This is a genomic window from Pseudomonas sp. CBS, from assembly GCF_024734645.1.
Classification (GTDB): Bacteria; Pseudomonadota; Gammaproteobacteria; order Pseudomonadales; family Pseudomonadaceae; genus Aquipseudomonas.
The window spans coordinates 2,438,527-2,451,835 of record NZ_CP102929.1; the positions used below are offsets into that span (position 1 = coordinate 2,438,527).

The window sequence follows — 13,309 nt, forward strand, 5'->3', positions numbered from 1 at the left end:
TCGCTTTTATGAGAACACCATGAACGCCACGCCCCACGCTACAAACACCATGACCCGAGGCATGGTGATGCTGTTTGCGTTCTGTTGCGGCGCCATCGTCGCCAACATCTACTACGCCCAACCGATCATCGAACTGATCGCCCCGGACATCGGCCTCACGCCGGCCATGGCCAGCCTGATCGTGTCCCTGACCCAGATCGGCTATGCCCTGGGCCTGTTCTTCCTGGTGCCGTTGGGCGACCTGCTGGAAAACCGCCGGCTGATGATCACCACCACCGTGGTGGCCATCGCCAGCCTGCTGGGTGCGGCGTTCACCGAACAGCCGAACCTGTTCCTGCTGGTGTCGCTGCTGATCGGCTTCAGTTCGGTGTCGGTACAAATCCTGATTCCGCTGGCGGCGCACCTGGCGCCGGCCGAATCCCGTGGCCGGGTGGTCGGCAGCATCATGGGCGGTTTGCTGCTGGGTATCCTGCTGGCCCGGCCGGTGTCCAGCGTGGTGGCCGACCACTTCGGCTGGCGCGCCATGTTCATGGCCGCCGCGGCCCTGATGGCGTTTATCAGCGTGGTGCTGATGCTGACCATCCCCAAGCGTCAGCCGGATCACGCCGCCAGCTATGGTCAGTTGCTGGGCTCGCTGGGCACTCTGCTGCGCCGCCAGCCGGTGCTGCGCCAGCGAGCGTTTTACCAGGGCTGCATGTTCGCTACCTTCAGCCTGTTCTGGACCGCCGCCCCGCTGGAACTGTCCCGCAACCATGGCCTGAGCCAGAGCCAGATCGCCCTGTTTGCCCTGGTCGGTGCCCTGGGCGCCATCGCCGCCCCCATCGCCGGGCGCCTGGCAGATGCCGGCCACACCCACCGCGCCTCATTGCTGGCCATGCTGTTTGCCGCGCTGAGTTTCCTGCCGGCCTTCGTGCACCCGTTGTACAGCGTGATTGGCCTGGCGGTGACCGGCGTGGTCCTGGACTTCTGCGTGCAGATGAACATGGTCCTCGGCCAACGTGCCATCTACGCCCTCGACGCCAACAGCCGCAGCCGCCTGAACGCGTTGTACATGACCAGCATCTTCATCGGCGGCGCCTTCGGCTCGGCGATTGCCAGCAGCGTGTACGAACACGGCGGCTGGCTGGGGGTGATGCTGGTGGGCAGCGCCTTCCCGCTGGTGGCGTTGCTGCGGTTCCTGAGTGCATCGCGGCAAGGCGCGGTAGCAACCGCCTAGTTACAACCGCACCAACTTCTCCAAAGCCGCATCGGCCAGAAATGACGAGCGGCTTTTCACTTTGTGCTCCCGCACATAACGGTCGATACGCTGGATCACGTAGCCGGGCAAGGTCACATTGACCTTCTCGGTCTTGCCCAGATACGGCGAGATGTCGAGCTCCAACATCCCCCAGCCCATGCCGGCGTAATCCTCATTATCGTGATGGGCCGCCACCGACGTTGGCATCGGAATCGCCCGGCCTTCTGCGGCGATCTCTTGCAGCATGATGTGCGCCACTTCGACCGCCGCGTTGTAAGCCTCTTCAAAACTGTCCCCGGCGGTCACCGCACCTGGAATGTCGGGGATCTGGATACCGGTGGCGACAAAGTCATCGCCCCATTCGATACAGATTGGGTATTGCATGGAAAATCTCCTTAAACCGTCCTAAAACGAAAACAGCCCGGCACGTTTCCTGATACTTCGCACGGTGCCCATCGGCAGGTCCTTCTTGGGATGGGGCACCGGTATCGTGTACGGGTTATAGCGATGGGTGAAAAGATGATGGCTGCCCGTCACCCGATCCAGCACCCAACCTGCCTCTTGCAGCTCTTTGATCAATAGCCTGCTTTGCACCACAGCCTCCTTGCTCCGGCTCGAATAAAGGTAACTCCAGAGTTATCTTTACTCAAGCACAGAATTGATCAGGCTGACTGGCGGCTGTTTTACCGGATGTTGGAAAAACACCGAATCTATTCCCTTAAGGAATAAGTTCTATGCACCCGAATTGACTTCCACGCTTTTCCGAAAGGCCCCATGATTCCCGAAACGCCACGCCACAAGGACACCCGATGGACCGCCTCACTGCCATGGAAACCTTCGTCCACGTCGTCGAGACCGGCTCGTTTTCCGCTGCCGCAACACGCATGGGAATCGGCCAGCCCGCCGTTTCCAAAGGCATTGCGCAACTGGAAGCCCGGTTGGCGGTCAGCTTGCTGATGCGCTCCACCCGGGGCCTGACGCCCACCGAGGCCGGGCTGGTATTTTTTGAAAAGGCCAAACGCGCGGTCGACGAAGCCAACGGTGCCGAAGACGCCGCCCGCGACGCCGGCAACGGCCTCTCGGGCACCCTGCGCGTCAGCGCGGGCGTGACCTTTTCCCGCTTGCAAATCATCCCCAACCTGGGCCCGTTCTTGGAGCAACACCCCGCCCTGAACGTCGACGTCGTACTCGACGACCGCCTGCTAAATCTGGTGGAAGAAGGCATTGATGTCGCCCTGCGCATCGGAAACCTGAGTGACTCCGGCCTGACCGCCCGCAAGATCGGCCAAAGCCCCAGCCGGGTTTTCGGCACGCCGGCCTATTTCGAACGCCATGGCGAACCCCGTTCCCCGACAGACCTCCTGCACCACCAGGCGGTGATCTATAGCTTGAGCGAAAGCACCTGCTGGACCTTCAATCAAGGTGCGCATCAATACCCGGTGGTCGCTCACGGGCGCCTGCGCGTCACGTCCTCCGAGGGCATCCGCGCAGGGGTGCTGTCCCACCAGGGCGTGGCCATGACCGCCGAATGGATGTTCATGCCGGAGATCGCCAGTGGCGAGGTCAAGGCGGTGCTGACCGACTGGGAACTGCCGCCCCGGGACTTGTGGGCCGTATTACCCACAGGCCGTATGGTCAGTGCCAAAGCCCGGGCGTTTATCGAGTTTGTGGAGGGCGTGTTGCGCTGATGACCCAGGCCCTTGATAGCCGTGCCCTTGGACTCACACCCAAGGGTCGAAAGGAACTGGCTTGCCGATTTGGCCTTACCGCTCAAGACGGTTTGGCAAGGCGTTGAAACAACTGCAGCAAGGCTGACAACGTCTTCGCGACCATCTCGCTTAGCTGTGAAAGTATGTCCGGCTTCACATCAACCGGCGGCGTCGGCGAAGGCTCCGGAACCGGTTGCGGCACTACGTTCGGCACTGGCTGCACATTGGTTTTTTGCCCTTGCCACTGCACATCCGCAGGCTTGATCTCGCCAATGCCCCTGACCAGAAAATCGCCAGTGCCACTGCCCTTCAGGTCGATCTCCAGGCTTGAACGCCCCGTCGCAGCATCATGCTTGAGTATCGCCTCGCCTGCCCGCCCACTGAACCGATCAGTAAACACAAGGCCGCTGACGCCCGCCTCTTTCAAAACGCCCGAGACCTCTATTTTGTCGGTGCCACTGGTAAAGTTCTCGATCAGGTCAGGATTCTGCGGCGTGGAATCACTGGCCTTGTCGTAGGTACAAACGTCCGCCCCGCCGCCGCCGCGCAACGTGTCGCCACCCGCGCCACCCTTGAGCCGACAGCCGCCCTGATTCGCGATCAGCAAATCGTTTCCCGAACCGCCTATGGCGTTCTCAACCAAACAGCCCTTGGCGATGGAAACATTGCCCTTCAAACCACCCACATCCGAGAACGACTCGGCGTTCAAATTGATTGTCTGGTTTTGGGAAAACCCGGAGAAATCCAGCGTATCGTCGCCGCCGCCATCCCAAACACAGAAGATGGGTTTGTCGCTGGCGCTCTTGAGGGTCATTGCCTCGCGCTCGGTATTGGAATTAAAACCGTAGGTCGTGTCGGTATTACGGGTTTGGTGATTGGCCCCGTAAAGCCGTTGGGCCGCCGCAATATCATCCATCATCGGCGCGGACGGGTTCAGCGACCGGAAGTCGTGACCGGATTGGTTCTTCTCCGACCAGTAACTCATCACACTGCGCGCCTTGGTATCTCCGGCATACACCGCGCCACTGTTGTAACTGGAGCCACCACCGTTGTAGTTACCCGGATGTTGCAGGCCGATGGCGTGGCCGATTTCATGCACGGTGGTCACCGAAAAGTGGCTGCCCAGCGCAGGTGAACCACCGGCCCTCATCGTGCCGATGGTCGCTGACGTGCTGGTAGTGGAGCGTGTGGGCAAGGTGGCGACGCCACTGTCACCGCGACGGTTGTTTTTGATGTTTACCGTGCCGTCCACCCCGGAGGCCCGCTCCTTGAAGGTGATGTTTGCAACATCCTGCCAGGACTGCACCGCGTCACGTACACGTCGCTGCTGCTGAGGGGTGAAGCTCGGATCCACGGTGTAGGACAGATCGACTTTCTTGTCACCGTTGCGGTCGTGAAACCGCCGGTTGTCCCGCGAGATCTGTTTCGCGGCCTGATCCGTGGTGTACGTCGGCTTTGTGTAGGCGCCGAAGCCCATCGGACCAGGATCGGACTCCGGCAAGCTTTGAAGGATGGGCCTGATGGAAACCGCGTCAGAAGTATTCATGAGACAGAGCACTCTTTTAATTAATAAACGAGCCGGAACAATCGGCATCAGCTATTAAATTCCCATGCATAAAAAGCTCGGGACAGCGCTTATTTGGTTCTCACTGAAACACTTTAAAGCGGTGAAACACCCCTTAAGACATTCAATAAATTACTTGCAATTTAAACAATTCAACACACACGCGCACCGTAAGAACCGGATTGGTTTATCAGGAAAAAAATAAATTCCTACAAAGTGGCGCCCAGTTGAATACGCTAAATCAGTACTAACAAAGACACATCCCTTCAAACTTTTCGTCCAAATGCCCTTGTGATCAGGACTTCACCGCTTGACATAACTTCCCACGCTAAAGCACACGCCCGTCCCACCCTACCGTCACATGGCGCGGCAACTCCCGCCGATGCTGCAACAACCAGGCATCCAGCGTATGCCCCACATGGGTCAGCACACCCAACTGCGCCTTCACCTCGTCAATACACTGCAACGCCAACGTCAGGTCATTGTGATTACGCGGTGCCTGGGGTTGCGGCGGCATGGAGCAGTCGAGCACCAGCACATCCAACGGTTCACGCTGCAGCCAGTCGCGGGTAGCGGGTGGCAGGCCAACGGTGTCGGTGAGGTAAGCGATGCGCCTGCCCTCGCCTTCCAGCAGATAACCCAAGGTGGGTTTGGAATGCACCAACGGTAACGCAGTGACGCTCAGCTCACCCAGCCGGCGGGTTTCAAACTCGGCAAACGGCTGGCTGAAATCGAGGATGCCGGGGTGCTTGTACAGGTCGGACAACCCTTCCGGATCCACCGGACCATGCACCGGAATCACCAGCCCTTGCCCCCACCGCAAATGCAGCAGGCCTTGGGCGTGATCGGCATGGTAGTGGGTCTGGAGAATCCCGTTGAAACTGCGGGGCGGGAAGCGTTCGGTGAGGTCGGGCAACCCGCTGTCGATCAGCCAGCGCTGGTCGCCGCACTCGATCAACGCGCTGCATGGGCGACGCCGCAGGCTCTCATCACGGCGGGCCAAATCACAGGCCGCGCACTCACAGCCATACACCGGGACTTGCCGCGCATCGCCGGTGCCCAGCAGGGTCAGGCGCATGCCGGTTGCCCGTCGAGGCAGCCCAGCAGGCGCTCGACCGTGTGCGCCAGTTGGCCGGAGTTGTCGAGCAGAAAGACATCCGGTGCCGTGCTCAAACCTTCGGCGAATCGTGCATTGCGTGCCAGCCGCTGATCAATCTCCGCCACGGATTCGCGGCCCCGCGCCAGCAAACGCTGGCGCAAAACGCCTTGATCCACCGTCAGCAATACCACCAGCAGGTTCGGGTAACGCAAGCGGGTTTGCGCCAGGTGGCCGCGAGAGCCGTTGACCAGCACGTCGTCTCCCGCCGCCAACCACCCATCGATTTCCCGGGGGATGCCGTAGGACAAGCCGTTGGCGTGCCAACTGAGGGCAAAGGCGCCCTCGGCCTCCATCGCGGCAAACTGCGCGGGGCTCACACCCTGCGCGGCTTCGCCCACCGCTTCCGCCGAGCGGGTGATGACCCGCCGCACAATGCGGCAGCCACGCTCGGCCAAACGCGGTCGTGCGGCATCCAGCAGGCTGTCCTTGCCCGAACCCGATGGTCCGATGAGATAGATCAACCTGCCTGCCATCAAAACACCCTCTTCGCTTGTCGCCAGACTTGTTGGACCACGGGCAGTCCGTCTTGGCTTTTTTTGGCTTGCACCAGGTCGGCCCGCAGACCGATAGCGATTTCACCGCGATCACTCAGGCCCGCCGCGTGTGCGGGCGCCAGGCTGATCATCTTGACCGCCCGGGAAAGGTCGCCGCCGTCCTGTTGGTTGGCCAGCACGAACGCCGCCTGCAGCAGGCTGGCCGGGTAGTAGTCACTGGAAAGTATATCCAGCAATCCTTCGGCAGCCAGGCCGGCGGCGGCCACATTACCCGAGTGGGACCCGCCACGCACCACGTTCGGCGCGCCCATCAGAACTTTCATGTTCAGTTGCTGGCAGCCACGTGCCGCTTCCAGGGTGGTGGGGAATTCGGCGATGGTCATGCCATAGCGCGCCGACTCCTCCACATGCGCCAACGTCGCATCGTCATGGCTGGCCACCGACAGCCCGCGCGCCAGGCAATGCTCGACGATCGCGGCGCGGTAGCGGTCGCTGTATTCCTTCGAGTTGGCCATCTGCAGCTTGATGAACGCGTCCATGGTCTCGTCGTTCAGGTGGTACTTGCCCATGTAGTACTCACGGTACTTGGATTCGAGCACGAACTGGCGCTGGCCCGGCGAGTGGTCCATCACCGACACCAACTGCACCAGCGGGTTTTCCACCAGGTCACGAAACACGCTCAAGGTGTCGGGATGGCACAGCTCGCAGCGCAGGTGCAGGCGGTGTTCGGCGCGAGTCAGGCCGGCGCTTTCTGCCGAGACGATGGCGTTGAGCATCGCCGGCAGTTTCTGCATGCGGTTGCCCTTGGGGTTCACATCGCCGATGGACACCGCGTCGAACACCGTGGTGATGCCGGCCGCAATGATCTGCGCGTCATGGCTGAGTACCGCCGAAGTCGACGGCCAGTCCACGCCGGGGCGCGGGGTCATGTGTTTTTCCAGGTTGTCGGTGTGCAGTTCCACCAGCCCCGGCAGCAGGAAATCACCGTCCAGATCCTGGGCCTGGGGCAACCGGCTGCGGCCTTCGGCGATGTCGACGATCAGTCCGTCCCGCAGCACTACGCTGCCAAGGAACATGCGATCAGCCGTCACCAGCCGGGCATTACTGAGGATCTGTTCAGCGGGCATGGGCGTATTCCTCTTGGGCAACAGGCGCAGGGGTCATGTCGAAATGGCGGTCGGCAACCGCTTCACGGGCGGCGCGGTCGTGGAAGATGCCGATCAGTGCGGCACCGCCGGCCTTGGCTTCGTTCATCAGTTCCAGCACCACCTGGCGGTTGCTGTCGTCGAGGGACGCGGTGGGTTCGTCCAGCAGCATCACCGGCCAGTCCACCATGAAGCCACGGGCGATGTTGACCCGCTGCTGCTCGCCACCGGAGAACGTGCCGGGTGCCAACTGCCATAGGCGCTGGGGAATATTCAGGCGGGTCAGCAGATGCTCGGCGCGGGACTGTGCATTGGCCTTCGACCAGCCACGGGCCAGGGCCGGTTCCATCACCACATCCAGGCAGGCCACACGCGGAATTACCCGCAGAAACTGGCTGACGTAGCCCAGGGTCTGCTGGCGCACTTGCAACACCTCCCGAGGCTCGGCACCGACCAGCTCCAGCCATTCGCCGAGATGCTGTACCCGAATGCTGCCACCCGCCGGCAGATAGTTACCGTACAAGGTGCGCAGCAACGTACTTTTACCGGCGCCGGACTGGCCATGCAGCACCAGGCACTCACCGCCTTTCACGCTGAACTCCACCCCGCGCAGCACGTTCAGCACCACGCCGTTCTGCTGGTGCAGGGTGAAGGTTTTCGAGAGGTCACGGACCTCGATCAAGGCATTCATCATGGCTGCAATACCGAAGACACCAGCAATTGAGAGTAAGGGTGCTGTGGATCGTCGAGGACCTGGTCCGTCAGCCCGGTTTCCACCACGCGGGAACGGCGCATCACCATCAGGCGGTCGGCCAGCAGGCGTGCCACGGCGAGGTCGTGGGTCACGATCACCACCGCCAGATCCAGCTCGCGAACGAGGCCGCGCAGCAGGTCGAGCAAGCGCGCCTGTACCGACACGTCCAGGCCGCCGGTGGGTTCGTCCATAAACACAAGGCGCGGGCTGGAGACCAGGTTGCGGGCGATTTGCAGGCGTTGTTGCATGCCGCCGGAGAAGGTCCGGGGCAAGTCGTCGATGCGCTGCGGGTCGATTTCCACCTGGCCGAGCCAGTCGAGACCGGCACCGCGCAGTTGCTGATAATTGCGCACGCCCTGGGCCATCAGGCGCTCGCCGATGTTGGCGCCGGCCGACACGCCCATGCGCAAACCGTCCCGTGGGTTTTGCTCGACAAAGCCCCACTCGGTGCGCAGCAAGGTGCGGCGCTCGGCTTCGCTGGCGCTGTACAAATCCAGCCATTCGCCGTCCTTGCCGCGATAGCCGATGTTCCCGGCCTGCGGCGGCAAACGTCCACTGAGCAACGAGAGCAAGGTGGACTTGCCCGAGCCGGATTCGCCGACAATCCCCAGCACTTCGCCGGGGTACAAATCAAAGCTGACGTCCTGGCAGCCCTTCTCTTCGCCGTATAACAACGACAAATCCCGCACTTGCAAAAGAGGCTGGCTCACTGGTTGTTCTCCTTCACCCGTTGGGCGCAGTACCAGGTGTCGGAACACACAAAACTCTGGGTACCGGCATCGTCCAGAATCAGCTCATCGAGGAACGATTCATGGCTGCCGCAGATCGCGCAGTCGTGTTCCCACTTCTGCACTTCGAACGGATGGTCTTCAAAGTCCAGGCTGGTGACCTGGGTGTACGGCGGCACCGCGTACAAGCGCTTTTCGCGACCGGCACCGAACAGCATCAGCGCCGGGCTCATGTCGAGTTTCGGGTTGTCGAATTTAGGAATTGGCGAGGGGTCCATCACGTAGCGTTCATCCACCATCACCGGGTAGGCATAGCTGGTGGCGATATGGCCGAAGGTCGCGATGTCCTCGTAGAGTTTGACGTGCATCACCCCATAATCATTGAGGGCGTGCATGGTGCGGGTCTCGGTTTCCGACGGTTCGATAAAGCGCAGCGGCTCGGGAATTGGCACCTGGTAGACCATGATCTGATCGGCGTGCAGCGGGGTTTCCGGGATGCGGTGGCGGGTCTGGATCACCGTGGCGTCCGGGGTGCTTTCGGTGGTGGCGACGCCGGCGGTGCGCGCGAAAAAGCGGCGGATCGAGACGGCGTTGGTAGTGTCGTCGGCGCCCTGGTCAATGACCTTGAGCACGTCATCGGCCCCCAGAATCGCGGCGGTCAGTTGCATGCCGCCGGTGCCCCAACCGTAAGGCAGCGGCATCTCGCGGCCACCGAATGGCACCTGGTAACCGGGGATCGCCACGGCCTTGAGCAAGGCCCGGCGGATCATGCGTTTGGTCTGCTCGTCGAGGTAGGCGAAGTTGTACGCCGGGTCACGCGCAGGTGTTTGGGTCAGGTCATTCATGGCGCGTGCCCTCGGCCGGTTGGCGCAGTTTGCGGATCAGTTCCAGCTCGGACTGGAAGTCCACGTAGTGAGGCAATTTGAGGTGGGAAACGAAGCCCGCCGCCTCGACGTTGTCGCAGTGGGACAGCACGAATTCTTCCTGCTGGGCCGGCGAGACGATTTCTTCGTTGAACTCATTGGCGCGCAACGAGCGGTCCACCAGCGCCATGCCCATCGCCTTGCGCTCGGCATGCCCAAAGGCCAGGCCGTAGCCCCGGGTGAACTGCGCCAGCTCGGTGGCCGAGCCGACGAACTGGTTGACCATCTCGCACTCGGTGACTTCGATGCTGCCCAGGCAGATCGGGAAACCCAGCTCTTCCGGGTCGATCCACACCTCGACGTCACCGATGCGAATCTCACCGGCAAACGGGTGGTTGCGGCCGTAGCCGCGCTGGGTCGAGTAACCCAGCGCCAGCAGGAAACCTTCATCGCCACGGGCCAGGGCTTGCAGGCGCTGGGCGCGGTTGGCCGGGTATTCCAGCGGGTCGCGGGTGATGTCGGCGACGCTGCCGGTGTCGTCGGATTCGTTCTTGATCAGGCCTTCCTTGGCCAGCAAGCCGAGTACCCGAGGGCATGGTTCAAGGGCAGCATCCGGCGTGGTTTGCGGGCCTGGGTATTCACCTTCGGCCAGCAGCGCGAAGTCCAGCAGACGGTGGGTGTAATCGAAGGTCGGGCCCAGCAGTTGCCCGCCCGGCACGTCCTTGAAGGTGGCCGACAACCGCCGGCTCAGTGACATCTGCGCGGTATCGATCGGCAGGCTCGGGCTGAAGCGCGGCAACGTGGTGCGGTAAGCCCGCAACAGGAAGATCGCTTCCACCAGATCCCCCGCCGCCTGCTTGATCGCCAGCGCGGCCAGCTCTGTGTCGTACAGCGAGCCTTCGCTCATCACTCGCGCGACCGCCAACGGCAGTTGCTCGCGAATCTGCTCCACACTCAGTTCCGGAATGGAGGTATCACCCCGGCGTTTTTTCGCCAGCAGGCGGTGGGCATTGTCGATGGCCTGTTCGCCACCCTTGACGGCTACGTACATCAGGCATGCTCCTGTGCAATTCGGGTGCTGCGTGGCAGGCCTATCAGGTGATGGCCGGCGGCGAACAACACGTCCAGGCCACGGGGAAACGTCTCGCGGCGTTGACGTTCGAGCCAGAATGCTTGAGGCACCGGCAGGTTGACCTGACGCTGGGTCTTGATCCCCGGACCGCGCCAGTTCAAGGCGCGACCGGCTTCCAGGTCGGTCAACTGGACCAGCAAGGTGCAGGACTGATCGGGGTAACGGTCATTGCCGTGGTCGAAGCCGCTGAGGTCGAGCAAGTCCTGCTCACCGAGCAAGGCGAACGCGGCCTCTTCACGGTTGGCGGTCAGCGGGCAGCCGCAGTGGAACGCCAGGTTGGCGCGAATCAGCGGTGTGTCGAAGCACGGCGCGAGCCACAGCGGCGTGTCCATATCCAGCAGCGCCAGGCACAGTGCGTAGGTGGCCGGCGCCAGGCCTTCAAGGCTGGGGGCGGCGGGCAAGGACTGGATCAGGCCGGGCTCGGCGAGGGCCTTGAGGGCGCCGCGAAAACCGCGCTGGGCATCCAGCACCGGGTCTACAAAGGCCGGTTGCAAGCGTTGGGCATTCATCAGTTTTCTCCTCGAACCAGGGTGAAGAACTCGACCTTGGTGGCGGCGGTGTCGGCCTCTTTGTGCGCCCGGCGCTCGGCCTGGGCGTTGGCCAGTGAGCCGATCAGGTCGCTGAGCCAGGGGCTCGGGTGCGCGCCCTGCAAATGCGCATCCGCCAGGGCCGCCAGTTCGGCATGGACCTTGTCGCGCCCGGCCAGGTAGCTGTAGCCGGTGCGCCCGTCAGCCAGGCGCACCACGCAGCGGGTCACGCTCATTTCGCCGAGGTTGAACGGCGCGCCATTGCCGCCCATGCGGCCACGCACCAGGGTCATGCCGATTTCCGGGGCGCGGATCAGTTGGTAATCCACGTCGCGCAGGGCGTCTTCATGGGGCAGCAATTCACTGCGAAAGGCGCGGGCGAGCACGCCGATCCAGTGTTGACGCGGGGACAGGTTCATCGAGGTCTCCATCAGGTCACCACTTGGTACTGGAAGCGATCCGAACGGCTGGTGGACTGCGCCAGCTCCACCGGGCGGCCGTCGCGATCGCGGGAAAGAGTGAATACGGTCAGCGCCGGCAAGTGCCGGGGCATCATCAGCAGTGCGGCTTCGTCGCGGTTTGGCAAACGCGCGCCGATGAGGCTTTGGGTGCGGGTCAACGGCAGGTCGCGTTCACGCAGGTACTGGCGCAGGGAGCCGCCGTTGTAATCCGCCAGCAACGGTGCATGGCTGGCGCAGTAACGATGGCGGATCAGGCTGACCGGCTGGTGGTCGAGCTTGCGCAAGGTCTGCAGCTCGATCATTGGCGCCATCTCGGCGATGCCCAATTGCTGCGCCTCTTCGTGGCTCGCGAAGCAGTAGCGGCGCTTGAGCAGCAACGCTTCCACGCCCACGCCTTGGGCCGACAACGACTGGCTGTAGGAGGTCTCGGCGCCCATCGGGTAAATCAGCGGGCGGTCCAGCACTTGGGTGCCCTTGCCCTGGCGGCGCAACAGGCTGCCTTCGAACACCAGCTCATCGATGGCGCGGCGCAGGGTGTGGCGGTTGACACCAAAGCGTTCAGCCAACTGCACCTCGCCCGGCAGGAACTCACCGGCCTGATAGCTGCTCAGCTCGCGGCGCAGGATATCGGCGAGTTCGCGGTACACCGGCTCATCTTGTCTAGACAACTGCATGCTTAAAAAAAAGCGCCCTGGGGCACCCCTCCGACGTCAGATGAACTGCTTGCGCAGGCGTTGGGACAGCACGTCGATACAGCTCACCACCACGATGATCACCAGCAGCACCGCGCAGGTCTGCACGAACTGGAAGGCGCGGATGTTCTCCCAGAGGATCACGCCGATCCCGCCGGCACCGACCATCCCCACCACCGTCGCCGAGCGCACGTTGGCTTCGAAGCGGTAGAGCGCGTAGGACACCCACAGCGGCATCACTTGCGGGATCACGCCGTAGATCACTTCCTGCAAGGCACTCGCGCCGGTGGCTCGCACACCTTCAACGGGGCCCGGATCGATGGCTTCGACGGCTTCGGCAAACAGCTTGGCGAGGACGCCGGTGGTGCTGATCCACAAGGCCAGGACACCCGCGAAAGGACCGAGGCCCACCGCGACCACGAACAACATGGCGAACACCATTTCGTTGATCGAGCGGAAGGCATCCATCACCCGGCGCAGTGGCTGGTGAATCCACCACGGCGTGATGTTGTCGGCGCACAGAATGCCCAGCGGCACCGAGCAGACAATCGCCAGCACCGTGCCCCAGAGGGCAATTTGCACGGTGACGATCATCTCCTTGAGGTAGGAGCGCCATTCGTGGAAGTCCGGCGGGAAGAAGTCGGCGGCGAAGGTCGCCATGTTTCCGGAATCGCGGTACAGCGCCAGCGGGTTCATCTCGGCGCCGTGCCAGGCCCAGGCCAGCAGGATCAGGAACAGGCCCCAGCCCAGGTATTGCGGCCAAGTCCTTTTGCCCACTGCTTCAGCATGCAAGGTAGTCATGGGTCACTCTCGGTGTAGGGTTGGAACTGGGCTTAATGTGGGA

At 62.5% G+C, this 13,309-nt stretch carries 16 protein-coding genes; 2 read left to right on the forward strand and 14 right to left on the reverse strand.

The annotated features are described in order from the left end of the window. Nucleotides 1–19 precede the first annotated feature (19 nt). Nucleotides 20–1,216, forward strand: coding sequence for an MFS transporter (locus NVB75_RS10755; protein ID WP_167663625.1), 1,197 nt, complete (start codon nt 20–22; stop codon nt 1,214–1,216). On the opposite strand, the gene NVB75_RS10760 is transcribed toward NVB75_RS10755, so the two are convergent. Both NVB75_RS10760 and NVB75_RS10765 read right to left on the reverse strand, forming a co-directional pair. After that, on the reverse strand, nt 1,217–1,621 hold the full coding sequence (locus NVB75_RS10760; protein WP_258347129.1) for a type II toxin-antitoxin system HicB family antitoxin: 405 nt from the start codon (nt 1,619–1,621) through the stop codon (nt 1,217–1,219). It lies immediately after the preceding gene. Between the two features lie 21 nt (nt 1,622–1,642). Beyond that, nucleotides 1,643–1,831 (reverse strand): type II toxin-antitoxin system HicA family toxin, encoded by a 189-nt coding sequence (locus NVB75_RS10765; protein ID WP_026077965.1) that lies wholly within the window; start codon nt 1,829–1,831, stop codon nt 1,643–1,645. Nucleotides 1,832–2,046: 215 nt separating this feature from the next. On the opposite strand from NVB75_RS10765, the gene NVB75_RS10770 reads away from it, so the two are divergent. Beyond that, nucleotides 2,047–2,925: a LysR family transcriptional regulator gene (locus NVB75_RS10770; protein WP_258347130.1), complete on the forward strand. Its 879-nt coding sequence runs from the start codon at nt 2,047–2,049 to the stop codon at nt 2,923–2,925. Between the two features lie 82 nt (nt 2,926–3,007). Here the strand turns inward: NVB75_RS10770 and NVB75_RS10775 are convergent, their stop codons facing one another. The 12 genes from NVB75_RS10775 to phnE form a co-directional block, all read right to left on the reverse strand. Then, entirely contained in the window at nt 3,008–4,492 is a 1,485-nt protein-coding gene (locus tag NVB75_RS10775; protein WP_258347131.1) for a M10 family metallopeptidase C-terminal domain-containing protein, read from the reverse strand. Nucleotides 4,493–4,838: 346 nt separating this feature from the next. Then, a complete protein-coding gene (gene phnP / locus NVB75_RS10780; protein WP_258347132.1) occupies nt 4,839–5,588 on the reverse strand; it encodes a phosphonate metabolism protein PhnP in 750 nt (249 codons plus the stop codon). Beyond that, complete coding sequence (gene phnN / locus NVB75_RS10785) at nt 5,579–6,142, reverse strand: phosphonate metabolism protein/1,5-bisphosphokinase (PRPP-forming) PhnN (RefSeq protein WP_258347133.1); 564 nt, start codon at nt 6,140–6,142, stop codon at nt 5,579–5,581. The genes phnP and phnN overlap by 10 nt, the downstream gene beginning before the upstream one ends. Continuing rightward, entirely contained in the window at nt 6,142–7,290 is a 1,149-nt protein-coding gene (locus NVB75_RS10790; RefSeq protein WP_258347134.1) for an alpha-D-ribose 1-methylphosphonate 5-triphosphate diphosphatase, read from the reverse strand. The genes phnN and NVB75_RS10790 overlap by 1 nt, the downstream gene beginning before the upstream one ends. Further along, a complete protein-coding gene (phnL, locus tag NVB75_RS10795; protein WP_063028155.1) occupies nt 7,280–7,999 on the reverse strand; it encodes a phosphonate C-P lyase system protein PhnL in 720 nt (239 codons plus the stop codon). The genes NVB75_RS10790 and phnL overlap by 11 nt, the downstream gene beginning before the upstream one ends. Next, a complete protein-coding gene (phnK, locus tag NVB75_RS10800) occupies nt 7,999–8,808 on the reverse strand; it encodes a phosphonate C-P lyase system protein PhnK (protein ID WP_275712443.1) in 810 nt (269 codons plus the stop codon). The genes phnL and phnK overlap by 1 nt, the downstream gene beginning before the upstream one ends. Then, entirely contained in the window at nt 8,769–9,635 is an 867-nt protein-coding gene (locus tag NVB75_RS10805; RefSeq protein ID WP_258347136.1) for an alpha-D-ribose 1-methylphosphonate 5-phosphate C-P-lyase PhnJ, read from the reverse strand. Before NVB75_RS10805 ends, phnK begins: the two co-directional genes overlap by 40 nt. Continuing rightward, complete coding sequence (locus NVB75_RS10810) at nt 9,628–10,704, reverse strand: carbon-phosphorus lyase complex subunit PhnI (RefSeq protein WP_258347137.1); 1,077 nt, start codon at nt 10,702–10,704, stop codon at nt 9,628–9,630. The genes NVB75_RS10805 and NVB75_RS10810 overlap by 8 nt, the downstream gene beginning before the upstream one ends. Further along, nucleotides 10,704–11,294 carry a phosphonate C-P lyase system protein PhnH gene (phnH, locus tag NVB75_RS10815; protein ID WP_063028147.1) on the reverse strand — a complete coding sequence of 197 codons (591 nt, stop codon included), beginning with the start codon at nt 11,292–11,294 and terminating at the stop codon, nt 10,704–10,706. Before phnH ends, NVB75_RS10810 begins: the two co-directional genes overlap by 1 nt. Continuing rightward, complete coding sequence (gene phnG / locus NVB75_RS10820; RefSeq protein ID WP_017477491.1) at nt 11,294–11,731, reverse strand: phosphonate C-P lyase system protein PhnG; 438 nt, start codon at nt 11,729–11,731, stop codon at nt 11,294–11,296. The genes phnH and phnG overlap by 1 nt, the downstream gene beginning before the upstream one ends. A gap of 11 nt (nt 11,732–11,742) precedes the next feature. Further along, nucleotides 11,743–12,447 carry a phosphonate metabolism transcriptional regulator PhnF gene (gene phnF, locus NVB75_RS10825; RefSeq protein ID WP_258347138.1) on the reverse strand — a complete coding sequence of 235 codons (705 nt, stop codon included), beginning with the start codon at nt 12,445–12,447 and terminating at the stop codon, nt 11,743–11,745. Between the two features lie 36 nt (nt 12,448–12,483). After that, nucleotides 12,484–13,266 (reverse strand): phosphonate ABC transporter, permease protein PhnE, encoded by a 783-nt coding sequence (phnE, locus tag NVB75_RS10830; protein WP_003210621.1) that lies wholly within the window; start codon nt 13,264–13,266, stop codon nt 12,484–12,486. Between the last annotated feature and the right edge of the window lie 43 nt (nt 13,267–13,309).

Coding starts and splice junctions, on each gene's coding strand:
- NVB75_RS10755 (WP_167663625.1), top strand. CDS start 20: ATGAACGCCACGCCCCACGCTACAAACACCATGACCCGAGGCATGGTG.
- NVB75_RS10760 (WP_258347129.1), bottom strand. CDS start 1,621: ATGCAATACCCAATCTGTATCGAATGGGGCGATGACTTTGTCGCCACC.
- NVB75_RS10770 (WP_258347130.1), top strand. CDS start 2,047: ATGGACCGCCTCACTGCCATGGAAACCTTCGTCCACGTCGTCGAGACC.
- NVB75_RS10775 (WP_258347131.1), bottom strand. CDS start 4,492: ATGAATACTTCTGACGCGGTTTCCATCAGGCCCATCCTTCAAAGCTTG.
- phnP (WP_258347132.1), bottom strand. CDS start 5,588: ATGCGCCTGACCCTGCTGGGCACCGGCGATGCGCGGCAAGTCCCGGTG.
- phnN (WP_258347133.1), bottom strand. CDS start 6,142: ATGGCAGGCAGGTTGATCTATCTCATCGGACCATCGGGTTCGGGCAAG.
- NVB75_RS10790 (WP_258347134.1), bottom strand. CDS start 7,290: ATGCCCGCTGAACAGATCCTCAGTAATGCCCGGCTGGTGACGGCTGAT.
- phnL (WP_063028155.1), bottom strand. CDS start 7,999: ATGAATGCCTTGATCGAGGTCCGTGACCTCTCGAAAACCTTCACCCTG.
- NVB75_RS10805 (WP_258347136.1), bottom strand. CDS start 9,635: ATGAATGACCTGACCCAAACACCTGCGCGTGACCCGGCGTACAACTTC.
- NVB75_RS10810 (WP_258347137.1), bottom strand. CDS start 10,704: ATGTACGTAGCCGTCAAGGGTGGCGAACAGGCCATCGACAATGCCCAC.
- phnH (WP_063028147.1), bottom strand. CDS start 11,294: ATGAATGCCCAACGCTTGCAACCGGCCTTTGTAGACCCGGTGCTGGAT.
- phnG (WP_017477491.1), bottom strand. CDS start 11,731: ATGAACCTGTCCCCGCGTCAACACTGGATCGGCGTGCTCGCCCGCGCC.
- phnF (WP_258347138.1), bottom strand. CDS start 12,447: ATGCAGTTGTCTAGACAAGATGAGCCGGTGTACCGCGAACTCGCCGAT.
- phnE (WP_003210621.1), bottom strand. CDS start 13,266: ATGACTACCTTGCATGCTGAAGCAGTGGGCAAAAGGACTTGGCCGCAA.